Genomic DNA, 23,535 nt, shown 5'->3' with positions numbered 1-23,535 from the left:
CAACCCCTACCGAACAATTGATACACCCCCATCGCCGACGGCCCACTAACCAACACCTATTCTACACCACCGGATACCCACTGCGTTCAAAATACTGGCGACGGTAGTATTCCATATACTCACCTGACTTGATCGGGCGCCACCACGCTTCATTTTCAACAAACCAGCGTACCGTCTTTTCCAGCGCTTCATCGAAGGTATGGCGTGAACGCCACCCAAGCGCGCGCAGTTTCGAGCAATCGAGGGCATAGCGGCGATCATGACCGGCACGGTCGGCAACGTGCTGAATGAGAGTATGCGGCTTGCCGAGAATATCGAGAATCTTGCGCGCCATCTCGATATTTGGCGTCTCGACCTCAGTCCCAACGTTGTAGACCTCACCGATCTGGCCTTTGTGCAGTACGACATCGATGGCTTCACAATGATCGAGCACATACTGATAATCGCGCACCTGGAGACCATCACCGTAGATCGGCAAGGGTAGATTATCGATGGCGTTGGTGGTAAAGAGGGGGACCGCCTTTTCGGGATAATGATAAGGGCCGATGTTATTCGAGCCGCGAGTAATCGTGATTGGTACACCGTAGGTGATGTAGTAAGCGTAGACGAGATGTTCGGCTCCGGCCTTGCTGGCCGAATAGGGACTGCGTGGTTCGAGCGGATCACCCTCACGCGAACGGCGCGGGGCCGGAATAGCGCCGTACACTTCGTCGGTACTAATCTGGTGAAAACGTTCGAGTTTCAGTTCACGTGCCACTTCCAGTAATGCCCACGTACCGTTTACATTGGTGCGCACTACGGCATCGGGCGCCATAATTGAGCGATCGACGTGTGTCTCGGCGGCAAAATTGATGATGGTATCGATATCATACGTGCGCACTGTTTCCCGCACTGCATCGATATCACAGATATCGCCACACACAAAGATAAACCGCGGATCGTTAGCAACCGGTGCCAGATTAGCAAGATTACCGGCATACGTCAGCTTATCGTACACGACGATGCGATAATCGTCGTATTTGCCGAGCATATAATGCACGAAGTTGCTACCAATAAAGCCGGCTCCACCGGTCACGAGAAGATTTCGCATAGGTTGGTCGAATCCTTTCACGAAAACTTACAGGTTAGCTTTCTAGATACAAATGGGCAAGCAACAGTCTAACCTGTATCCTAACATACGAATATGATCGCTTGGGGAAAACAGGTGATTCGAGATAGTCGAATCCTAAAATCTCACGCTCCTGCCTGAGTAGACTCATCGGTGAAGATCCGATTCTTTGCCCGCGACTCGGCCGCCAAGCGCTCTTTGTAGACTTGCACACGGGCCAACAGTGTCGGATCGGCGCTGGCGAGAATTTGGACGGCCAACAAACCGGCGTTACGTCCATTCCCGATTGCGACGGTTGCGACCGGCACACCGGCCGGCATCTGTACAATCGAGAGCAGCGAGTCGAGACCGTTCAGTGCTTTACTCGGTACCGGTACACCGATCACCGGCAATGGTGAATGGGCAGCGATCATACCGGGTAAATGCGCTGCACCGCCGGCCCCGGCGATGATTACACGAATACCGCGTTGATGAGCGGTCATACCGTACTCGGCCATATCCAACGGCGTGCGATGAGCCGAGACAACGCGCGCTTCGTAAGGGATGGCAAATTCGCGACAGACATCAATCGCACCTTGCATGGTCGGCAGATCGCTATCACTACCCATAATAATACCGACGAGAGGATGCTCGGACATAGACATTCCTCATCTCACATACTTATACCGGCATCGCCACCAATCCGGCAGCACGGCGGGCAATCGCCTCTGCGTCACGTAATGTCGCGCCTAGGGCGGTAATATGGCCCATTTTGCGACCAACTCGTTCGTCGCGCTTGCCGTAAAAGTGCATATGCGCACCGGGCACATCCAGTGCTGCAACGATAGCATCGGTATTGATCGGACCATTCCGCTGCCCAAGTAGGTTGACCATCACTGCTGCCGGCGCGCGCATGGTTGTCGCACCCAGCGGCCAGCCGAGCACAGCGCGCAAATGCTGTTCAAATTGCGAGGTGACGCAGGCTTCAATCGTATAGTGGCCGGAATTGTGGGGCCGCGGGGCCAACTCATTAATCAGCACATGGCCGTCGGCGAGGGCAAATAATTCGACACCAAAAATGCCCACACCGTCAACTGCCTGTATGGCAGCGACTGCCAACTCAGTCGCAGTAATTGCGGTATCCGGCGCGATGGCTGCCGGGGCATAGACAACGTGGCAAATGTGGTTTTGCTGCACCGTCTCAACCACCGGGTAGACTGTCGTTGTACCATCACGGCGACGGGCCACCATAACCGCCAATTCACGGGTAAACGGTACCCACGCCTCAACCAGCAATGGGCTGCCGCTGCGAGTCAATCGTTCCCACGCCGGAACGACATCGGCCGGCCCGCGCAACGTGGCATTGCCATAGCCATCGTAACCGTTACGGCGCGTCTTGAGCACCAAAGGCCAGCCAAACGCCTGCGCAGCTGCAAGGACATCATCGGGTCCGTCTACGGCCCGAAACGGGGGCACCGCAAGCCCTGCCGCTACTAGGCGCTCCTTCTGTGACAACTTATCTTGTACTACAGCGACAGTTGCCGGCGACGGCCACACCGGTGTACCTAACTCCTCAACCCGCCTAAGTAACCGGGCATCGATAAACTCATTCTCGAGCGTGACGACATCACACTGACGAGCAAAGGCAGCCAGTACCGCTTCGTCTTCCCCTGGCCCGACCACCGTATACTGTGTATACCGTGCCGCCGGGCTATCCGGCACCCGCTCGCAGATGACAATCTCAATCCCCAGACTTATTGCGGCTTGCACAAGCATCTGGGCTAATTGTCCACCGCCAAAGATTCCTACCCGCATACTGCACCAATGCACGAACAACTGCCACGCTAGATATAGTACCGTCAGAATAAGGGATGTGCAAGCTGCGCTATAATACAGCAGATATGACCAACTAACGCAAGGAGCATTTCAATATGTCCACTTCATCACGTGCTACTCGTCGCCGACCAACCCAACGGCCTAACCCAGCTCGCCGTCCGGTAGCTCGTTCACTTGAACCACCAGATTACCGTCGCGAATATGCTGATGTCCGACAAGATCTGTTTTGGATTGCCGTCTGGGGTGGTCTCTTAACAGTTGTGATGATCGTTGCGTCATTTGTGATCTAGGTCATGGTCGTTAGCTACCGTTTACGCAGCAAAGCCGCACGGTTGCGGAACCTTGAACACAAGCTCTACAACGCGCCACCGCAAGGCTGGAGCGTTGTAGAGCTAGCCAAACAATGCGGTGTCAATCGCCGCACTATCTACCGCGACCTTGAGGCGCTCAGCGAAGCGGGAGTACCGATCTGGGAGCACAACGGTAAGTACGGTATTGACCGCAACACCTATCTCGCCACCGTTCGGCTCAACCTGCACGAAGCAGTCGCACTCTTTTTCGCGGCACGACTGCTCAGTCACCATAGCGACGAGCACAACCCGCATATTGTCACAGCGCTTGATCAACTCGCTGCCGGTCTTCCCGATCAAACCATTGCCGGTCATATGGCGCGGCTGGCAAGCATTGTTCGGGAACGACCACCCAATCCACACTACGTTCACACCCTCGAACTGCTTACCCGCGCATGGGCCGACCGGCAGATGGTGCGTATCCGCTACCGTTCCCCCAACCGACCACTCACCGAACGCGACATTGCCCCCTACTTTCTCGAAGTAGCACGGACAACACCGGGAGTTTACGTGATCGCGTATGACCGGCTACGCAACGATCTGCGCACCTTCAAACTTGAACGGATCGAGCACGCCCAACTCCTTGACGAACGGTTTGACATCCCGGCAGCATTCGACCCGTATGAGCGATTGGCACAGTCGTGGGAAGTCATGCACGAGACCGCAGTTACCATCCACTTACGCTTCAGCCCGGCTGTCGCCCCGCGTATCCGTGAGACACGCTGGCACCATAGTCAGCGCCTGATTGACAATGCCGATGGTAGCTGTGACCTGCATCTCACCGTTGCCGGCATCCGTGAAATTCTGAGCTGGGTGTTAAGCTGGGGACCTGATGTGAAAGTGTTGGCTCCACGCGAGTTGCAAGACACTGTGATCGACTACGCCCGCCGTCTCTTAGCACGGTACCAACAGGAGCGGTAGCGGCAACAAACTGGGTCGCGACAGCGACCCACAAACACGAACCGAGGCCAGCGCTAGCCGACCTCGGAACAACGACTACGAGCACTATTCCCTTACTCAGTCTCTTCGCCGTAGATCTCCTTAAGCAAGCTCTTCTTTGCCGGCTGCGTGCGGCTAGAGCGCCGCGCCTCCAACTCACTCTGTCGCTCTTGGGCGACATTCAGACGGCGCATGAAGCGATCAACTTGCCCGGCGGTATCAACGATACGCTGCTCACCGGTGTAGAACGGGTGGCAATTGGCACAAATTTCGACCCGTAGATTAGGACGGGTTGAACCGATCTTCCACACCGTACCGCACGTCGCACAGACAATACCATCGGTATAGTACTTAGGATGAATACCAGGTTTCACGACGCATCCTCTCTAAATTAATTAGCCGTTGTGTCGGCGGCAACTGGGATCACGCTCACCTTCTTTTGGGTGCGCGAATAGTGACTGAACTGCACAACGCCATCAACGAGGGCGTACAGCGTCCAATCGCGACCAACACCGACATTCGCACCTGGCTTAATTTTGGTGCCACACTGGCGGACGATGATATTACCGGCGCGCACAAGCTCGCCGCCGAAGCGCTTGACTCCGCGCATTTTCGGATTGCTATCACGCCCGTTGCGCGAGCTACCTACTCCTTTTTTGTGTGCCATGGTTCAAGCTCCTCTAGGCGACGATCTCGCTAATACGAATCTGCGTATAGCGCTGGCGATGGCCAGTGCGGCGGCGGTAGCGCGTCTTATTGCGGTAGCGGAAGACAACGATCTTCTCACCCTTCTGTTCACCAAGCACCTCTGCCCGCACGACAGCGCCTTCAACCAGCGGCGAGCCGATCTTGACCTGTTCCCCATTGCCGACTAACAACACTTCACCCAGCTCAATGTGGCTACCGGGTTCGGCTTTGAGCAGGTCAATGGTCAACACTTGGCCCGGCTCAACACGGTATTGCATGCCTCGGTCACGAATAATCGCATACACGGTCTTCTTCTCCTTGAGGCGACGCACGTATAGCGTCGAGACAACATGAAAACAGAGCGGTTACACCGCCCTTCGCCTTGCGTAGTATAGCAAAGGCTCGGTACAGTGTCAAACCGGCTATTCGCTCCGCGCAATCCGCGCCATCTCTTCACAGGCGCGTAGCGTCGCGATCCTGGCCCATCCCAGTGAAGCGTTTGCCCCAATCGCCAACAGCAGGATCAAATCATCGATCGAAGCCATAATAATATTCTGGTCTTGGCCTTCGTGAATAACGAGATGGCCGGGTTGTTGTTGACCAAGATGGCGACCAATTTCGGCCAATGCTAAGGTATTACCGGCAGCCAAAGCCGCTACCACCGTCACATTGATATCGCGCCGTCGGCTCCAGTGGCTGAGCACGAGGCCGCTCATGTCGGCCAGAATAGCACACTGCACCTCTGGGGCAAGCGCTAGATCCTTCAGCGACTGCCGCATCCGTTCCAGTTGGGCTTCCGAATAGCTCCGCCCACCACGCCCGCTCTGGTTCGGCGTGAGACGCATCGCCACCGCCGATGTAACCGGCGGCTGGACAGACTGACGTGAGCGCAACGCGGCCAACCGTTGACTAAATCGGCTGCCGGTCACCGCCTCTGCTGATGGCGGTTCGGTCCGGCCGGTGACCGGCTTGATCGGATCGAGCAATGTCGTCGCCGCGAGCCGTAACTGTTCGGCAGTAGCCGGTTTGGAGAGCACGTAGTCAATTTGCAATTCGGCTTGGAGTTGCGGCGATAAGCCTTCTGGGCTAATGGTGAACACGACAATCGCCGTGTTCGGATCGAGTTGGCGCACGCGCTGAATAAGCTCGATCCCGCTCATACCGGGCATCAGCAGATCGGTTACCAACAGATCGACCGGTTGACGCGAGATGTGCAACAAGGCAGCTTCTGCCGACGAAACATCACTTACCTCATACGATGTTTCATCGGTAAGAGCCAATGTCACCAATCGGCGAATTTGCGGATCATCATCAACGATCAGAATACGCTTGGGCATAACTGCTCCGGCGAACACCACGCCGCGCCGGTATGGGCGCGGCGGCGGCATGGACGTCGTGCATAGTATAGTATACCGGTTTTGCTCGTGATTGTCGCCGGGTTAGTAGTACCAATTTTAGGTCAATTATGGTTGCCGTTAATCCTCAACGATCCGAATATGGAGTTCTTTCAATTGCCGTTCATCAACCGGTGATGGCGCATTTGTCATGAGATCGACCGCTTGTTGCGTCTTGGGGAAGGCCATCACTTCGCGAATCGTCGGTTCATCGGCCAAGATCATCACCAACCGATCGATGCCGGGCGCAATTCCACCGTGGGGCGGTGCGCCATACTCAAAGGCTTCGAGCATATGACCAAATTGAGCTTGGGCCTTTTCCTCACTGATTCCGAGCAAAGAGAAGACCTGTTGCTGTACATCACGCCGATGGATACGAATACTACCACCACCGGCTTCATACCCATTGAGAATCAGATCGTAAGCCTTGGCCCGTACCTTACCGGGATCGGTCGCCAGCAGGTGAAGGTCTTCGTCTTTGGGGGACGTGAAGGGATGATGAACGGCATCCCAACGCTGCTCCTCTTCATTCCACTCAACCAGCGGAAAATCAACGACCCACGCAAAGCAGAGGGTATCGGGATCGGCCAATTGGAGCAATTCGGCCAGTTTTCGGCGCAGTTTATCAAGCGAGGCCGCCACAACCGCCGGCTGATCGGCAACGATCAACAGTAAATCGCCCGGTTGTGCCCCCATCCGTTGTGCCAGTGCGTCAAACTCGCCGGGTGCAAGATTCTTCGCAAAACTCGACCGCACGTCACCACCATCGGTAGGCACCACCGCCCATGCCAACCCTTTTGCTCCCCCAGACCGTGCCACCTCGGTCAATTCATCGATCTGCTTACGCGAGAAGTGACCACACCCCGGCGCCCGAATTCCCTTCACCTGACCACCCGCGGCCAAGACACTGCGGAAGACTTGAAATGGGGTCTCAGCTAACACATCACTTAGATTGACAAGTTTGAGATCGTACCGTAAATCGGGTTTATCCGAACCGTAGCGTTCTATCGCTTCCGCATATGTCAGACGGCGAAACGGCGTAAGCAAGCGTTTATGCGGTGTCACAGTCCGGCACAATTCGGTGAAGAGCCGTTCGATCAGATTGATGACATCCTCTTGATCGACAAAGCTCATCTCCATATCAAGTTGGGTAAATTCGGGCTGGCGGTCGGCTCGTTGATCTTCATCACGAAAACAGCGGGCAATCTGAAAGTATTTATCGTAGCCGGCAACCATCAGCAACTGCTTGAGTTGCTGTGGACTTTGTGGCAAGGCGTAGAACTTACCCGGATGCAACCGTGACGGCACTAAATAGTCACGCGCACCTTCAGGGGTTGATTTGATCAAAATCGGTGTTTCGATCTCGATAAAACCCTCGGCATCGAGAAAATCGCGAATAAACTTGACCACGCGATGGCGTAAGATCAAGTTACGCTGCATCCGTTCACGGCGGAGATCGAGATAGCGATACTTCAAGCGCACCGATTCATCTTCACCAGCCTCTTTCGCAATATAAATGGGTGGTGTCCGTGCCGGATTCAACACCTGCGCCGCAAATGCGTCTACTTCAATCTCGCCGGTAGCAATTTCGGGATTAACCGCTTCGGCAGGGCGAATCCGCACCTTTCCTCGCACCTGCAACACGTACTCCGAGCGCACTGTTTCGGCGACTGCGTGGGCAGCAGCATTGGCGCTATTAAAGACCACTTGCGTAATCCCATAGCGGTCGCGCAAATCGATGAATATCAGATCGCCATGATCGCGCCGGCGATGTACCCAGCCGGCCAGAGTCACCTCTTGGCCGGCGTGAGCGGGGCGCAACTCACCACAAGTATGTGAACGGTACATAATCTCTCCTGCCGGATCGAAGGCGGTAATGTTCGTATAGCCGTCGCATTATAACATACGCATAGGAATGAGCTTATTCACCGCTCTGCTCGATGAGGGTAGCCAACCACGGGGTCGTACTACCGACCGGCAATTCGCTCAGGGCTTGGTGGGCGGCACGTTGTTGCGCTGCCAATGACTCACGGGCCAATGGTAAACCATGGGTACGAATAATAGGTAAGGCTGCAGCGACCGTTTCAGGCGTAGGATGGGCAAACACCGCTTGAATTTCGTCTGGTGGTGCTGCACCGGCTGCCAAGATGAGCGCCAATGGCGCTTGACCACTTTGGATGAAGCTGCCCTGAGATTCGAGATCGCGAATTTCGGCGGCCAGTTGCCGGGCTAAACCAAGATGCTTGCCCAGTCGGGCGGCCGGCGCCAGGAATGTATCAGGGAGGTTGCTACACAGAATACCGGCCTGTGCTGCGGCAGCGGGAAGCGCACCGGCCAATGCCTCAGCGCGTTGCCAATAGGTTGCTAACGCCGTTTCATGTGGTATCAGATTGGTCACCGTCGTAAGCTGCCCTTCGCAGATCTGCATCACTGCGTGTGAATAGAGACCAATGATGCGTGGATCAGGACTAAGCGCCATCTCTCCGGATGCCAGTGCAAACAGATAGTCGCCCACCATCAATGCCACACCGTGATCCCATGCACCATTCTTCACCCGACCAAGACGACGTGCTTGTTCGTCGATTAAATCGTTGTGGGCACGAGTGGCAGCTTCAATCAGCTCCACCGCCGCCGCAGCATGGGCAACATACTCACCGGTAGCACCACCGAGACGGGCAACTGCCAGGACGAGCAACGCCCGCAAACGATCGGTTGGGTTGGCGATCAGATGAGGATTCACCATCGAGATGACGGTCGCACGCGCACGAGTCCGTTCATGGAGCAAGTACTCGACCAACAGCAAATCATGGTGCAATTCTGGCGGTACGGTGAGGGTCATGGTGTTCACTTTGCCTAAGAATGTTCATCCATCGTTTTGAAAGATACGCTATCAGTGCCCCACTGTCAACATTACGGTTGACACAATAGCATTCGCGTTTGACAATACAGGTATGTACCTGCATAGACACGAACGGAGGTGGAGTGTGACATTCAACCCCTCTCGCATCGGACGGGCCATTGGCATTACCGTTGGCGCCGTAGCAGCGCTGGCCGGTGTTGGTGCTGTGGCAGCCCTACGCCGACCTTTACCCCGCACGAGTGGTCGTGTGAGCCTACCTGGATTACGGGCAGCGGTGGAAATACGTCGTGACCGGTGGGGTATTCCCCACATTTACGCCGAACACAACGAAGATCTATTCTGTGCGCTCGGTTATGTACATGCCCAAGACCGCCTCTGGCAAATGGAACTGCACCGCCGGATCGGCCATGGTCGGTTGGCCGAAATCGTTGGTTCGATAGCTATTGATTCTGACCGCTTCATTCGTACACTCGGCTTTAGCCGGATCGCACATCGAGAAGTTGCGTTGCTTGACGATGAAACGGCAACGCTTATGAGTGCATACATCCGCGGCGTTAATGCCTGCATCGAGCAGGTTAGTCATCGGTTACCACTTGAGTTTACTATTCTCGGATTCCAACCTCAACCGTGGGAATTGGTCGATTTACTCGTGTGGCCAAAGATGATGGCCCTGAATCTCTCAACCAATTGGATGCAAGAGCTGCTGCAGGCCCAGATCGTGGCCGTCGTCGGAGCCAAGCGGGCAGTCACCCTCCGTCCGCGCTATCCTGAAGACGGGCCACTCACCGTGCCGGCAGAGGCTCACTATACCCCCGATCTCGGTACAGGGGCACTGCAACTGGCCGGTGATGCCTCACTCTTTACCGGTGAAACCGAAACGCCCCAAGGTTCAAACGCATGGGTGGTAAGCGGTACGCGCACAACCAGCGGCCGTCCACTCCTGGCAAATGATCCCCACCTGAACGTTGCCATCCCCAACCTCTGGTACCACGTCCATCTGGAGGGTGGCGATTTTCACGTCACCGGCGCCACTATTCCGGCTACCTGCGGTGTCGTGATCGGTCACAACCAACGGATCGCATGGGGCATAACCAATGCGCGTACCGACAACCAAGACCTGTTTATCGAACAATTCGACCCCGCCGACCCCCGACGGTACCGGTGGCGTGATGAATGGCGAACTGCCGATGTCGTCCGGGAAACGATTAAGGTCAAAGGTCAAACTGAACCGGTTGTGATCGATGTTCGCATTACCCATCACGGCCCCATTATCGATCCGGTTGCCGGGGAACTCCACAGCCAATCTACCGACGAATCGGCTCAAACCGCGCTGGCTTTACGTTGGACCGCCCTCGATCCCTCACCAACGCTGACTCGCGCTGTTCTAAAACTCAACCGGGCCCGTAATTGGACGGAGTTTCGTGCTGCTTTAACCGATTGGGACACCCCACCACAAAACTTCGTCTACGCCGACATTGAAGGCCACATCGGGTATTGTCTGGCCGGACGACTACCCCTTCGACGACAAGGCGATGGGATGCTGCCGGTCCCGGGTTGGAATGGCGAGTATGAATGGGAAGGTATGATCCCGTTTGACGAATTACCGAGCCAACTCGATCCGGCGAACGGTACGATTGTGAGTGCCAATCATCGAATCGCACCGAGTACATCACGCAACGCCCCTATTCAGGGCTTTTGGCTGAACCCATACCGTGCTCAGCGTATTCAAGCCCTGCTCGACGAGACCAAACAACACGATGTGCGCAGCTTTGCTCGTATTCAGAATGATGTACTATCGCTCCCTGGTAAAGCGCTGGTCGAACAAGTGGCTCGGCTCCAACTGGAAACAAGCATCGAGCAGCGCGTGCGTGATCTGTTCGTCACGTGGGACGGGCAACTGCGGGCTGATAGTATTGGTGGGGCCATCTATGACGAACTTCGCTACCGTCTTTTGCGCATCGTCTACCAGGAATTAGCCGATCTATTTAAACGGCCGGTTGCACTAGGATCGTTTAGCGTATTACCGGCAAATCTCTATCTCGAATGTGCCTTACCGATGATATTAGCCCGAATGGCTGAACGTCCTCTCGATCAGGTTGATGACTGGCTTAGTGGTGGGCGTAGTTGGGGCGGTGTGCTACGGGCTGCATTATCACAAGCCATCGCCGAACTTAGCGCACGCCTCGGTCCCGATCCGACGCGCTGGCAGTACGGACGGTTCCATACACTTACGTTACGACACCCGCTCGGTAGCATTCCGGCGCTCACACCACTGTTCAACCGGGGGCCGTGGCCAATGGGCGGCGATATTGATACGGTTAATCACTGCTATATTCCGCGCGATATTGCCGGAATGACCATCTACAATGCCCCGTCCCTACGCTTTATTTTTGATCTAAGTGATTGGGACAACGCACGGGCAATCTTACCCGCCGGTCAGAGTGGTCATCCGGCCAGTTCACACTATGCCGATATGACCGATGCTTGGCGTGTCGGTGCGTATCATCCGCTGGTATGGAGCCGAGCAGCTGTCGAGCGGTATACTGCTGATGTGTTAGTATTGACAGCAGATGGCTAAAACGGGAACTCATACAGCGATGTATCCGAGCGAACTGCCAACAACCGATCTCTTCCAGTTCATCGCCATGCACAGTGACCAACCGGTGTGGCTGGTAGGCGGTTCGGTGCGCGAATTGCTGGCCGGCCGCCAGCCAGCCGATATTGATCTTGCCGTCGCCGGGAGCGGGCTGGGCTTGGCGAAAACGTTAGCGACAGCCGGGGGTGGGACTTTCGTTGTTCTCGACGACGAGCGTGACACCGGTCGGGCCGTATTACCCGGTGGGGTGACTATCGATTGTGCAAGATTGCGTGCAGTCGACATCATGAGTGATCTCCACCTACGCGACTTTACGATCAATGCGTTGGCGCTCCCGCTAGCGGCAGCCATTCGAGGTGACTGGCATGATCTCATCGATCCGCTTGGCGGACAAGCCGATCTGGCGGCCGGTCGTTTGCGTCTCTGTCTGCTAACCGGTTTGCACGAAGATCCATTACGTATCGTGCGAGCCGGACGTTTTCGGTCTACCTACCATCTCACACCCGATTCCGAGCTCATCACGATGGCGCGACAGGCAGCACATGCGCTCGATACGGTAGCTGTAGAACGGATTCGCGACGAGATACTTAAATTGTGTGATGGTTCGGCAGCAGCAGCCGGCTTACGCTTCCTCGACGAAGTCAGGGCGCTTACCGTCATCTTCCCCGAACTCGAAGCAGCGCGCGACTGTGAACAACCGTATGTGCATTTTCTCCCGGTATTGGCGCACGTCTTGGAAACGGTGGCTGCCCTTGATTGGCTAATCGACAATGGTGAGTCACCGGTCGCAGTACAAACCAACCCGCACCTAAGCCGTCGGTTACCCTTTGCCGAGCGGTATCACGAGCACCTTCACCAGCGGCGAGGAATAGTACGACGGGCAGCGCTACTCAAACTCGCGGCCCTACTTCACGACAACGCCAAACCGCAGACAAAGGTTCATCACCCTGACGGTACGGTTACCTTCTACGGCCACCAAAGCCTAGGCGCCGAAACGGCTGCTCAGATCGGTAAGCGACTCCGCCTCAGTCGCACCGACACCGTCTATATCGTGACGATTGTCCGTGAACACATGCGACCGGGGCAGATGCGGAGCGGTGGGCAACTGACCGAACGCGGGATCAACCGCTTCTTTCGCGATACCGGCGATGCCGGTCCGGATGTGTTGTTACATGAACTAGCCGATCATTTAGCGACCCGCGGCCCATGGCTTGATCCGAGCGCATGGCACGACCATCTTGCGTGGGTTGGCGCGCTGCTAGACCGTTATTGGAATGCTCCAACGCCACCGCCACCACCCCTGCTACGTGGCGACGAGCTGATGACAAGCTTGGGGATCGGACCGGGGCCGGAAGTGGGCCGATTGCTGCGATTGATTCATGAGGCACAACAGGCTGGTGAAATTCACAATCTCGAAGAAGCGCTCACTCTAGCGCGAACGCTCCATCGTGCAGAGCGCTCGTAACCGTCTCAGCGCGGTCGGCGTGGCAATCGGATGCGATCGGTCGGCTGACGTTCGGTAGCCGACGAACTCTCGTCCTCAAGCAACGGTAAGAGAACGAGCGTCAGCACGATCATGACAAACAGCAGGATCGTCGGTAGCAACGACAGCAAATCAGACATCTGATGCCTCCCGTAACGATGCAATCTACAGCAATAGGCGATTGTATCGTACCGGAAAGCAGTGGTTAAAGGAATGAAAATGATCTGATGTTTCGCTGACTTTGGGGGAAAAAGATTAGCCCCCCTCAGAACTGGCAGTAAGAGTAACAACATGACACCAAGAAGCTGTTGCCGTGTAACCGGTGTCATATCTGAGAGGGAGAAACTGGCGAAGAGCCAACCGTGTTCCAACCAGCTTTCAGGGGGCTACTGCTGGAGGACGTCGCGGATAATTTGTTCAAGGCGGTCGAGTGAGAATGGCTTGGGTAAATAGTAGTCAACCCGCTGTTCACGAGCGCGTTTCTCGAGTTCGGGGGTTGCGTAAGCAGTGATCATGACTACGCTCGTATCAGGTGACGTCTCTTTCACAGCGGCGGCCAACTGCAAGCCATTCATGCCGGGCATATTGTAGTCGGTAATCACCAACGGCACCCGACGCAGCGCTATTTGGGCTAGCGCATCAGCTCCGCTATTCACGGTAATAATATCGTACCCCCCGGTCAAATCACGCATCAAGCGATGCAAAATAATGAGAATATCAGGCTCATCTTCGACCAGAATGATTGCCGGATTGCGACCGGAAAAGTCGGCCATAAAAACGCTCCTTAATCGCCAGCGTCTGCTGCCGCCCTGCCACTTCCTATCAGCTAGGGTAGCGGTATTGTAGCACAGCCCTGAATGACGGGCAAGCAAAGAATGGTATTATTACGAATAAGGATCCCGACTTCCCTTGCTTTGACCACATGATAGTGGGTCTGTAAAGAAGACACAACCCGTATGAACCAACTACCCGGCATTTTTCTCAACGTCCTTGCCCCTGTCTTTTTACTCGTCTTGCTCGGTTACCTGACCGGCCCACGGCTACAACTAGAAGCACGAACGCTATCACGGTTCGCCTATTTTATCCTCACCCCGGCATTTGTGTTTTACGTACTTAGCCAGACCCAAATTGAAGCTGGTCTGGCCGGGCGTATGATCGGCTTCATCACGGTGGTGTACCTCGGTTCGATCCTGGTCGCCTTGCTCATCGCCCGTCTCTTGAAGCGCGGTCCGGCAATGACCGCAGCATACGTTATGCTGGCTGCATTCGGCAATGTTGGCAATTTTGGCCTACCGATCATTCAGTTTGCCGAAGGGCCAGGGGCATTAGGTGTTGCGACGGTCTACTTCTTAGCCAATCTTGTGCTTGCGTTCATCGTCTGCGTAGGCGCAGCCAACTTCAGCCGTGGCTTCAGCGTCGGTATGGTCATTCAAGTCTTTCGCACACCGGCATTGCTGGCATTACCACCGGCTCTACTTTTCAACTGGTTCGAGATAACGCTCCCACCGGTTGTTATGCGCCCGCTCGAACTCCTGTCAGGCGCGCTCATTCCTACGATGTTGATCGTCTTGGGCGCACAACTCGCTGCTGCCGGTATTCCTCGCCTCAACGCTGATCTCTTCGTTGCCAGCGCAATTCGGCTAATTAGCGGTCCGGCGTTAGCATTTGGGATCGTCGAGTGGTTTGCCCTGCCACAACTCGAACGCAACGTTGGCATCTTGCAAGCCAGTATGCCGACTGCGGTATTAGTCAGCATTATTGCAATGGAAAACGATCTCTTACCCGAATTTGTTACTGCCACCGTACTCTTCTCGAATCTTGCCAGCATTGTCACACTCGCAATAGTACTTGTCTTCCTTTAACATAACAACGAAAACAATGAAACTACCGATCGAGTAATCGTTTTATCTGCCATAAAAGCAACGTTTGCGCAATTTTATCAGATCAGGTATAATTAAGAGTACCGATCTCTAATTCACAGATTGCCTAGGAGCACAGCATGAAACGACGAGAGTTTCTTCGTGGCGCCGCCGCAGGCATTTTTGGCGGTCTTGGTCTAACCTTGGCTGCTTGTGGTCAGCCTCCGGCTGTTACCAATCCACCCACTGCTGCCCCGGCTCAGCCGACCACTGCCGGTGGCGAAGCACCAACCGCCGCAGCAACGACAGCCGCTCCGACTGCCCAAGCCCCGGCCCAAGGTTCGTCGATGCCGGCCATCGAGTGGCGCATGGGTACAAGCTGGCCGATCTCGCTCGACACCATCTACGGCGGTGCGACGGTGCTGGCCGAGCGAGTGGCCGAGCTGTCCAACGGCATGTTCAAGATCACAACCTTCCCCGCCGGCGAACTCTTCCCCGGTCTTGAAGTGTTGCAGAACGTGTCGCAAGCCACCGTCGAAGCAGGTCACACTGCACTGTACTACTACGTCGGTCTTGATCCGGCGTGGGCTTTTGCTACCTCACTACCCTTTGGTTTGACGGCGCAACAACAGAACGCTTGGCTCTACCACGGTGGCGGTGAGCAGGCGATCAATAAGTTGGGTGAGAACTTCGGTGTGATCTGCTTTGCCGCCGGCAACACCGGCACACAAATGGGTGGCTGGTTCCGCCGCGAGATTAACACTGTCGCCGATTTGCAAGGCCTCAAGATGCGTATCCCCGGTCTCGGCGCACAAGTCATGGGGCGCATTGGCGTGGTCACGCAGACCTTGCCCGGTGGTGAGATTTTCCAAGCCCTTTCGACCGGGGCAATCGACGCTGCCGAGTGGGTTGGTCCGTATGATGACGAAAAGTTGGGCCTACCCGATGCTACCGAATACTACTACACTCCTGGTTGGTGGGAGCCAGGACCTTCGCTCCACGCAGTGTTTAACCTCGATGCATGGAATAAGCTGCCGAAAGAGTATCAGAACTTCATTCGCGTCGCGGCATGGGAATCGAATATGAACATGCTCGCGAAATACGATGCGTTGAACAATGACGCCCTTGAACGGATTGTCGCGAAGGGCAAGAAATTGCGCCCATACAGCGACGAGATTCTCAGCGCAGCGCGGAAAGCAGCTTTTGAGCTGTTTGCTGAGTACGAGGGCAAATCGGCGGCATTTAAGGAAATCTTCCCTGGTTGGAACACTTTCCGCCAGAAGATTCAGCGCTGGCACCAGACCAACGAGCTGCCGTTCAATATGTTCGTTAAGAATAACCCATACTAATTCTTAGCCAGGAGAGTACAGCAGTAAGAATCTGCTGTATCTCTCCATAACGAACCGGAGGGGGTGTAATCCTTTCCGGTTTTTTGTTGCTCAGTTTGCTCGGTAAATAACAGTGCTTGGTACTAGATTGGCAAAACCGGAGGGGGTGTCGTCCCCTTCCGGTTTTTGTTGAGCAATGAAGTGAAATCGTGATAGCAACCCTACTGACCAAACGAGATAGCCGGCAGATAGAGCGCCAACTGGGGAAAGAAGATTAAGATTACGACAATTGCCAACTGAATCGCGATAAACGGAACTACACCACGATAAATATCAGCGGTCGTGACTCCAGGTGGAGCTACCCCACGCAGATAGAAGAGTGCGAAACCAAACGGCGGTGTGAGGAATGATGTCTGCAAGTTAGCACCAAGCAGTACACCAAACCAAACCAGATCGAAGCCCAACGTTTTCGCCACCGGTACAAAAAGCGGGATGACGATAAAGCAAATCTCAAAGAAATCGATAAAGAAACCGAGGAAAAAGACAATTAGCATGCTCACGATCAAAAAACCCCATGCACCACCAGGCAGATTGGTCATCAGATCAAAGACAAACTTATCACCACTGAGTGCACGGAAGACCAGAGCAAATGCGGTTGAACCGATGAGAATAAAAATCACCATGGTGGTAGCACGCATGGTGGAATCGCAGACTGCGATAAAATTCTTCCATGTTAGACGACGATTTACCAGCGCCAGCAACGTTGCCCCTAACGCACCCACTGCACCGGCCTCGGTCGCAGTGGCAATACCAAAGAAGATCGAACCAAGCACAGCCACGATCAGCAACAGCGGCGGGATCATGACCTGCACTACCCGCTTCGCCAGCGCCGCACCGGTCATCGAGCGGGCCGACAACGGCAGGGCCGGGGCCATTTCTGGTTTCAGCAGCGCAACGACCCAGCAGTAGAAGGCGAGCGCCGCCGACAGCAACAAGCCGGGGATTAGCGAACCAAGGAAGAGGCGGCCCACTGAGACGCCGATCTGGTCGCCGAGCACCACCAACACCACCGACGGCGGAATAATCTGGCCGAGGGTACCGGCAGCGCAGATCACGCCGCACGCCAGCTCTTTGTTGTAGCCGTAGCGCAGCATGATCGGCAGCGAAATCAGGCCCATCGCCACCACTGTTGCCGCCACCACGCCGGTGGTAGCGGCCAACAATGCGCCGACAACCACCACTGAGATCGCCAAACCACCCCGAATTGGCCCGAAGAGCACTCCCATCGTATCGAGCAAATCTTCGGCCAAACCGGATTTTTCGAGCATAGAGCCGAGAAAGATAAAGTAGGGAATAGCGAGAAGGGTATAATTCGACATCACGTTAAAGATACGCGACGGCATCGCCCGAATAATAATCGGGTCAAAAATACCCAGAGATACACCGATAATACCGAATACGATCGCCGTAGCACCGAGCGAGAAGGCCACCGGATAACCGATACCAAGTATCACCAGTGCGCCAAGAAACATCGTGGGACCGAGCCAATCGTACATGGATCCTCCAGAAACTACAATCGCGTTTCGTGTTCTTCTTCAACTTGGCTTGGGTCAAGCAACCCGCGATACGCAGCGAAATACTTGATTACCTCTGATATACCTTGGATAATCAGAAGCATAGGGCTGATCAATAGGAAGGTCTTAATAAGATAACGTGGTAAACCACCCGGATCAGATGAGTTTTCGCGAATACGCCACGATTGTTCAACATACGGCCAACTAAAATAGAGGAGAAGCCCACAGAATGGGATCAAAAAGAAGATAGTGCCAAGCAAATTTACAAGAGCCTTGCGCTTAGGGGAAAAATTACTGTAGAACACATCAACCCGCACATGCTCATTATGCTTCAACGCATAGGCTGCACCAAGTAAGAAAATGAGCGAAAAGATATACCATTGGGCTTCAATGTAGAAGTTAGATCCGAGAGTACGACCTATTGCACGACCAACATAGCGATTCGCAACATTCCATACCCCAACAGCCACCACGATCGGCACCAAAATGTACGCTAAGCGCCCAACCCATTCAGTGAAGGTGTCGATGATCCGTGAAAGGCGCAATAAAGCTTGCACGGCAATCCTTCCTTCCCAGTCCACAGCCTATGTCCAATACAAAAATTTGCCAAAGCCTAACAAAGCGAATGCCGAAATAGACATTCGCAGAGGGAAGTTTGAAACCTCAAAGTGGAAACAAGCAACTTTATAGGTTTATGGTACACGGAGTCAGCGATCTTGTCAAAAAGCGAAGGTGGTCATGCTACGACCACCCCCTTCGCTTCATATATGTGGACGACAGCTATTCGTGCGTAGCTCCCCACTTCTCCGGCATCCGCCAGAGGCTCGACAGGATGAGATCGCGCACCGACAAAAGCTCTTTGGGCAGCCGGTCGTAGAGCTTGATGAACAACTCTTCGTGGAGCAACACCTCTTGCTGCCACTCAGCGACATTACACTCCATTACCTGCTCGAACTGTTCGGGGGTAAACTGAAGACCACGCCAATCGATATCTTCGTAGCGTGGTACCCAGCCAATGGGAGTCTCAACACTGACTGCTTGCCCATGAGCACGCTCAACAATCCACTTCAACACCCGTAAATTTTCACCAAAACCCGGCCAGATGAACTTACCGTTTTCATCTTTGCGGAACCAGTTGACGCCAAAGATGCGCGGGGGGTTCTTCAAACGTCGCCCAAAGCTCAGCCAGTGGTTAAAGTAATCACCCATGTGGTAGCCAATGAAGGGTAGCATGGCGAATGGATCGCGCCGTACAATTCCCTGCTGACCCATAGCCGCAGCCGTCGTTTCCGAACCCATCGTCGCTGCCAGATACACGCCATACGTCCAGTTGAAGGCCTGATACACCAGCGGAACGGTGCGACTACGTCGCCCACCGAAGATGAAGGCTTCAATCGGCACGCCATTCGGATTTTCCCACTCAGGATCGATAGCCGGGTTTTGGCGAGCCGGGGCCGTGAAACGAGCATTAGGATGGGCGGCCAACCGACCACAATCCGGCGTCCAATCACGACCTTGCCAGTCGATCAGATGGGCCGGTGGCTCATCGGTCATTCCTTCCCACCAGACATCACCATCATCGGTTAAGGCTACGTTGGTAAAGATACTATTGGCCCGGCAACTCTCCATCGCATTAGGGTTCGTCTTGTATGATGTACCCGGCGCCACACCGAAATAGCCGGCTTCAGGATTAATTGCATAGAGCTTGCCATCTGGGCCGGGTTTGATCCATGCAATATCATCGCCAACTGTGGTCACTTCCCACCCTGCCCGCTTGAACTCCTTCGGTGGGATTAACATAGCGAAATTGGTCTTACCACACGCCGAGGGGAACGCAGCAGCCACATACGTCTTTCGCCCACTTGGCTCCTTGACCCCTAAGATCAACATATGTTCGGCCAGCCAACCCTCTTGGCGAGCCATCACCGAGGCAATCCGTAAGGCAAAACACTTCTTTCCGAGCAGTGCATTGCCTCCATAGCCGGATCCAAAACTCCAAATCGAGCGCTCCTCAGGGAAGTGAACAATGTACTTGGTTGGATTACACGGCCACGGTACATCAGGCTGGCCCACCTCAAGCGGCATCCCTACGCTATGTAGGCATGGAATGTAGTCACCGTTCTCGCCCAAGACATCGTAAATCTTGGTCGAAACACGAGTCATAATATGCATATTGACGACGACGTAAGGCGAGTCGGTCAACTGGATACCGATATGGGCAATTGGTGAACCAAGCGGTCCCATACTAAACGGGATGACATACATTGTCCGCCCACGCATGCTGCCCTTGAACAGCTTCAGCAAGATTTCTTTCATCTCTTTCGGTGCCATCCAGTTGTTCGTTGGACCGGCATCATCCTTTGAGATGCTGCAAATAAACGTGCGATCTTCGACACGGGCAACATCTGAAGGATCAGAGCGAGCAAGAAAACTATTAGGGCGAAGCTTCGGATTGAGGCGGATGAAGGTACCTGTTTCAACCATCTGGTTGCAGAGCATATCGTACTCGGCCTGCGTTCCATCACAGAAGTGAATGTGCGCCGGCTCACAGAGTTCGACGATCTCTTTAATCCACTCGCGGAGCCGATGGTGCCTAATGTATGTAGGGAACTGCATACTCTCCTCCCTTTTTTCAAGGCTACAACCGGAGAATGAAAGCTGTGACAACTTGCACAGTCGCAATCATAGCACGAATTGTTACCTATATGCAGGTAGGAAGCAGTAGACTCTCGGCAACAATTACGCAACCAACTACTTGAGCGCGACATGTCACCTGCCACTCTGTGGTATACTGTTGTGCCTGCATCATGCAGTAGACCCATAAGGAGCGAGATAACGATGGAAACTGCGTTGTACATTGCTATTCTGGTGATTAGCGCTGTCATGAGTGTGCTGGTGATTTTGCAGTCGCGAGGCGGTGGCATCAACCGTGATACCAGCTCGATCTACCATACGCGGCGTGGAGTCGAGAAGACGTTGTATCAAGCCACGATTGCGCTGGGAGTGAGTTTTTTACTGCTGGCGCTGATTACGAGTCTGCCGATCTTCGATTAGATTATGGCCCGCCGTATCCGTTGGCAAATTACCATTGCCCTGTTCGGTATTAGCGTTATCGTCGGTTTGTTTGGGCGTTTGGCTGCCCTGAGTGCCTCAACCGATAATCCAGCTATCGGTGGTACCTACCGTGAGGCAGTGGTCGGTTCGCCCATTATGCCGATCCCGCTGCTCAACGATCCGATTACCGATCCGACCGGTCGCGTGTTGATCAGTCTGCTCTTCGACGGTCTCACTCGCATTGGGATCGATGGGTTGATTGAACCGGCGCTTGCGGAAGGGTATACGGTTGATGCAACCGGTGAGATGTACACCTTTACGCTACGCTCGGGATTACGCTGGCACGATGGGACGCCGATTACCACCAATGATGTTATCTTTACCGTCCGCACCTTGCAAGAGCTGGAGACACCCGGCGAGCCGGCACTTGCCAATTTTTGGCGCACAACTCTCGTCGAACGGGTAGATAATCGAACAATGCGGTTTATTCTATCCGGCCCTTTTGCACCTTTTCCGGCATTGGCACGTATGCCGATCTTGCCGGCGCATCTCTTGCGTGGTATTGCGCCTTCCGAATGGCCAACCGGTGACTTTGCTCGGCGACTGATCGGGAGTGGCCCCTTCCGTTTGGCCGAATTGCGGGCTGATGCCGCCATCCTCACTGCCAACCCAACTTATTACAATGGGCGGCCATTCCTCGATCAGATTGAGTTGCGCTTTATGGCTACGCCCGAAGCAGCGGTTGCTGCGCTCTTGCGGGGTGAAGTGATGGGTTTTGCCGAGCGATGGGGAACTAATCTCAAAACTGTTGATGTACCCGGTGAAGAACGCCGCATCGTTTTACCGATAGATGAATATACGACGCTAACGTTTAATCTGCGCCTACCTTTATTTCAAGAGATTCCCCTGCGACGAGCACTGGCCCTCGGCCTCAACCGTGATGCTCTGATTGAGACGGTACTCAACGGACTAGCCCAACCGATTGATACACCGCTCTTGCCCGGTACATGGGCCGATGATCCGACGATACGTCGTGTACCTGCCGATCCGACGGTTGCAGCCGAACGACTGGCCGAACTTGACTTCGAGCCGGGTAGTGATGGAATCCGCCAGCGCGGTGCCCAGCGCCTGAGCTTTCGTTTGCTGGTTGATCAAGATGAACGACGGTTGGCAGTTGCTACGGCCATTGCTGAACAATGGCATGCGATTGGGGTAGAGGTAACGGTTGAATCGGTTGAGAGTACTACCCTCGTCGAACGATTGCGCAAGGGCGATTTCATGGCAGCAATCCATACGTGGACGCGCATCGGCCCTGATCCCGACGTGTACAGCCTCTGGCATTCTAGCCAAGCCAAGGGTGGTCTGAATTATGCCGGTCTGAACGATGGACGGATCGACACCTTGCTCGAACAAGCCCGATCGGAACCAGAATTGGCTGCACGGGCAGAACTCTACCACGAGTTTCAACGCCGATGGCTGGAGTTGTCGCCGGCAATAACCCTCTACCAACCGCAGTACCTCATCGTCAGTAGTGCAAATGTGCAAGGCCGAGCCTTTGCCAGTCCTGATTTTGCCAATCAAACCCTCTTCGGCGCCGAAGATCGGTTCCGCGATGTGCAGCGTTGGTTTGTCAATAGCTTTCGCCGCCTCGAAGGTGATCTGCCGTAGAACGCTTATTCTATAGTCCCGGCAAGCGCAGATCACGCAGATCGAACACCGGTCCCTCGATGCAGCATCGCTGCCAACCATGGCGTGTCTCGATCTGGCAAACGCGACAAATACCTAGACCACAGGGCAACGGCCCGGCTACGATGACTTGCGCAAATCCGCGTTCCCACCGTAATCGCATGGTACGGATGGCATCCACTGCTATACCAAAAAGCTGCGGTGGCAAGGCAAAGATGATTTGATCGGCCCACCGTAGGGGATTGTCCACCGGAGAAGCCGTGAGGAGATTGAACAATGCCGCCGCACCGCCGGTACTCGTCTGCACTTCAACCGTTGCTGGCAAGAGAAACGGCGGTGGGAGATATCCCTCATCACCGGTGAGCCAAAGGGAAATACTCAGGCGGGCAGCGTACTGACGAGCCGTAAACAGGAGGGCCGGCAACGTCGGGCCAACTCCGGCCAGCAACAAGGTTTGAGTCGTCGGGTTTGGCGTTACCGCCGGAACAACCGGCATACACACGTCGAGTTGCGTCCCCACCGGGTATCCGGCCAACCTCCCTCCTGCCGAATCACGTGGATCGATCAGTAATTCGACGGTACCACTATGGTGATCGACGCCGGCCAAAAAGAATACCGACCACAAGAGCGGATCAAAGCTGGGTGAAACGCACACAAGCACAAACTGGCCGGGCCGAGCGGTACGCGCAATCTCCGGTGCGATAAGAGACAGCCATACGAGATGGCCAAATTGGCGACGTTCGCGAATCGTCGCAGTATAATAGAGTGGCATGCAGGTTACCCTTGTTCTATCAACCGGCCA

General features: G+C 54.8%; 23 protein-coding genes. 8 read left to right on the top strand and 15 right to left on the bottom strand.

All coding sequences use genetic code 11. The features are described 5' to 3' along the window. Window positions 1-61: 61 nt before the first annotated feature. The 3 genes from rfbB to ACP5OT_RS09415 form a co-directional block, all read right to left on the bottom strand. A complete protein-coding gene (rfbB, locus tag ACP5OT_RS09425) occupies window positions 62-1,090 on the bottom strand; it encodes a dTDP-glucose 4,6-dehydratase (protein ID WP_424675194.1) in 1,029 nt (342 codons plus the stop codon). Between the two features lie 143 nt (window positions 1,091-1,233). Beyond that, window positions 1,234-1,746 carry a 5-(carboxyamino)imidazole ribonucleotide mutase gene (gene purE / locus ACP5OT_RS09420; RefSeq protein ID WP_424675195.1) on the bottom strand — a complete coding sequence of 171 codons (513 nt, stop codon included), beginning with the start codon at window positions 1,744-1,746 and terminating at the stop codon, window positions 1,234-1,236. A gap of 22 nt (window positions 1,747-1,768) precedes the next feature. Further along, on the bottom strand, window positions 1,769-2,902 hold the full coding sequence (locus ACP5OT_RS09415; RefSeq protein WP_424675196.1) for a 5-(carboxyamino)imidazole ribonucleotide synthase: 1,134 nt from the start codon (window positions 2,900-2,902) through the stop codon (window positions 1,769-1,771). A 116-nt stretch (window positions 2,903-3,018) separates the two neighbouring features. Here ACP5OT_RS09415 and ACP5OT_RS09410 point away from each other — a divergent pair, with 116 nt between their 5' ends. Both ACP5OT_RS09410 and ACP5OT_RS09405 read left to right on the top strand, forming a co-directional pair. Continuing rightward, window positions 3,019-3,213, top strand: a complete 195-nt coding sequence (locus ACP5OT_RS09410) for a hypothetical protein (RefSeq protein ID WP_424675197.1) — start codon at window positions 3,019-3,021, stop codon at window positions 3,211-3,213. A gap of 3 nt (window positions 3,214-3,216) precedes the next feature. After that, window positions 3,217-4,194: a helix-turn-helix transcriptional regulator gene (locus tag ACP5OT_RS09405; protein WP_424675198.1), complete on the top strand. Its 978-nt coding sequence runs from the start codon at window positions 3,217-3,219 to the stop codon at window positions 4,192-4,194. A gap of 92 nt (window positions 4,195-4,286) precedes the next feature. Here ACP5OT_RS09405 and rpmE read toward each other — a convergent pair whose 3' ends face one another. From rpmE to ACP5OT_RS09375, 6 genes are all read right to left on the bottom strand, one after another. Further along, window positions 4,287-4,586 carry a 50S ribosomal protein L31 gene (gene rpmE, locus ACP5OT_RS09400; protein WP_424675199.1) on the bottom strand — a complete coding sequence of 100 codons (300 nt, stop codon included), beginning with the start codon at window positions 4,584-4,586 and terminating at the stop codon, window positions 4,287-4,289. Between the two features lie 17 nt (window positions 4,587-4,603). After that, the gene (gene rpmA, locus ACP5OT_RS09395) at window positions 4,604-4,879 is read right to left on the bottom strand and encodes a 50S ribosomal protein L27 (protein ID WP_424675200.1); all 276 of its coding nucleotides are present in this window, start codon (window positions 4,877-4,879) and stop codon (window positions 4,604-4,606) included. 13 nt (window positions 4,880-4,892) lie between these two features. Further along, on the bottom strand, window positions 4,893-5,204 hold the full coding sequence (gene rplU, locus ACP5OT_RS09390) for a 50S ribosomal protein L21 (protein ID WP_424675201.1): 312 nt from the start codon (window positions 5,202-5,204) through the stop codon (window positions 4,893-4,895). A gap of 117 nt (window positions 5,205-5,321) precedes the next feature. Then, entirely contained in the window at window positions 5,322-6,236 is a 915-nt protein-coding gene (locus tag ACP5OT_RS09385) for a response regulator (RefSeq protein ID WP_424675202.1), read from the bottom strand. 138 nt (window positions 6,237-6,374) lie between these two features. Then, window positions 6,375-8,141, bottom strand: a complete 1,767-nt coding sequence (aspS, locus tag ACP5OT_RS09380) for an aspartate--tRNA ligase (RefSeq protein ID WP_424675203.1) — start codon at window positions 8,139-8,141, stop codon at window positions 6,375-6,377. Between the two features lie 73 nt (window positions 8,142-8,214). Further along, a complete protein-coding gene (locus tag ACP5OT_RS09375) occupies window positions 8,215-9,132 on the bottom strand; it encodes a polyprenyl synthetase family protein (protein WP_424675204.1) in 918 nt (305 codons plus the stop codon). 145 nt (window positions 9,133-9,277) lie between these two features. On the opposite strand from ACP5OT_RS09375, the gene ACP5OT_RS09370 reads away from it, so the two are divergent. Together ACP5OT_RS09370 and ACP5OT_RS09365 are read left to right on the top strand one after the other, a co-directional pair. After that, complete coding sequence (locus tag ACP5OT_RS09370) at window positions 9,278-11,731, top strand: penicillin acylase family protein (RefSeq protein WP_424675205.1); 2,454 nt, start codon at window positions 9,278-9,280, stop codon at window positions 11,729-11,731. Between the two features lie 19 nt (window positions 11,732-11,750). After that, complete coding sequence (locus ACP5OT_RS09365; RefSeq protein WP_424675206.1) at window positions 11,751-13,214, top strand: HD domain-containing protein; 1,464 nt, start codon at window positions 11,751-11,753, stop codon at window positions 13,212-13,214. Between the two features lie 5 nt (window positions 13,215-13,219). On the opposite strand, the gene ACP5OT_RS09360 is transcribed toward ACP5OT_RS09365, so the two are convergent. Then, complete coding sequence (locus ACP5OT_RS09360) at window positions 13,220-13,372, bottom strand: hypothetical protein (RefSeq protein WP_424675207.1); 153 nt, start codon at window positions 13,370-13,372, stop codon at window positions 13,220-13,222. Window positions 13,373-13,618: 246 nt separating this feature from the next. Next, window positions 13,619-14,005, bottom strand: coding sequence for a response regulator (locus ACP5OT_RS09355; RefSeq protein WP_015941775.1), 387 nt, complete (start codon window positions 14,003-14,005; stop codon window positions 13,619-13,621). Window positions 14,006-14,188: 183 nt separating this feature from the next. Between ACP5OT_RS09355 and ACP5OT_RS09350 the strand changes: the two genes are divergently transcribed. Together ACP5OT_RS09350 and ACP5OT_RS09345 are read left to right on the top strand one after the other, a co-directional pair. After that, the gene (locus ACP5OT_RS09350) at window positions 14,189-15,094 is read left to right on the top strand and encodes an AEC family transporter (RefSeq protein WP_424675208.1); all 906 of its coding nucleotides are present in this window, start codon (window positions 14,189-14,191) and stop codon (window positions 15,092-15,094) included. Between the two features lie 137 nt (window positions 15,095-15,231). Further along, window positions 15,232-16,440 carry a TRAP transporter substrate-binding protein gene (locus ACP5OT_RS09345; protein ID WP_424675209.1) on the top strand — a complete coding sequence of 403 codons (1,209 nt, stop codon included), beginning with the start codon at window positions 15,232-15,234 and terminating at the stop codon, window positions 16,438-16,440. Window positions 16,441-16,640: 200 nt separating this feature from the next. On the opposite strand, the gene ACP5OT_RS09340 is transcribed toward ACP5OT_RS09345, so the two are convergent. The 3 genes from ACP5OT_RS09340 to ACP5OT_RS09330 form a co-directional block, all read right to left on the bottom strand. Next, on the bottom strand, window positions 16,641-17,975 hold the full coding sequence (locus ACP5OT_RS09340) for a TRAP transporter large permease (RefSeq protein ID WP_424675210.1): 1,335 nt from the start codon (window positions 17,973-17,975) through the stop codon (window positions 16,641-16,643). 14 nt (window positions 17,976-17,989) lie between these two features. Next, window positions 17,990-18,550, bottom strand: coding sequence for a TRAP transporter small permease subunit (locus tag ACP5OT_RS09335; protein ID WP_424675211.1), 561 nt, complete (start codon window positions 18,548-18,550; stop codon window positions 17,990-17,992). Window positions 18,551-18,773: 223 nt separating this feature from the next. Next, the gene (locus ACP5OT_RS09330) at window positions 18,774-20,609 is read right to left on the bottom strand and encodes a phosphoenolpyruvate carboxykinase (GTP) (protein WP_424675212.1); all 1,836 of its coding nucleotides are present in this window, start codon (window positions 20,607-20,609) and stop codon (window positions 18,774-18,776) included. A 222-nt stretch (window positions 20,610-20,831) separates the two neighbouring features. Here ACP5OT_RS09330 and secG point away from each other — a divergent pair, with 222 nt between their 5' ends. Together secG and ACP5OT_RS09320 are read left to right on the top strand one after the other, a co-directional pair. Beyond that, the gene (gene secG / locus ACP5OT_RS09325) at window positions 20,832-21,047 is read left to right on the top strand and encodes a preprotein translocase subunit SecG (protein ID WP_424675213.1); all 216 of its coding nucleotides are present in this window, start codon (window positions 20,832-20,834) and stop codon (window positions 21,045-21,047) included. Window positions 21,048-21,050: 3 nt separating this feature from the next. Further along, entirely contained in the window at window positions 21,051-22,715 is a 1,665-nt protein-coding gene (locus tag ACP5OT_RS09320; RefSeq protein ID WP_424675214.1) for a peptide ABC transporter substrate-binding protein, read from the top strand. Window positions 22,716-22,725: 10 nt separating this feature from the next. Here ACP5OT_RS09320 and ACP5OT_RS09315 read toward each other — a convergent pair whose 3' ends face one another. After that, window positions 22,726-23,505 (bottom strand): hypothetical protein, encoded by a 780-nt coding sequence (locus tag ACP5OT_RS09315; protein WP_424675215.1) that lies wholly within the window; start codon window positions 23,503-23,505, stop codon window positions 22,726-22,728. Between the last annotated feature and the right edge of the window lie 30 nt (window positions 23,506-23,535).

This window comes from Chloroflexus sp. (assembly GCF_049970315.1).
Lineage (GTDB): Bacteria > Chloroflexota > Chloroflexia > Chloroflexales > Chloroflexaceae > Chloroflexus.
Note: the sequence above shows the minus strand (reverse complement) of the source record. Positions and strands in the feature narration are given on the sequence as shown.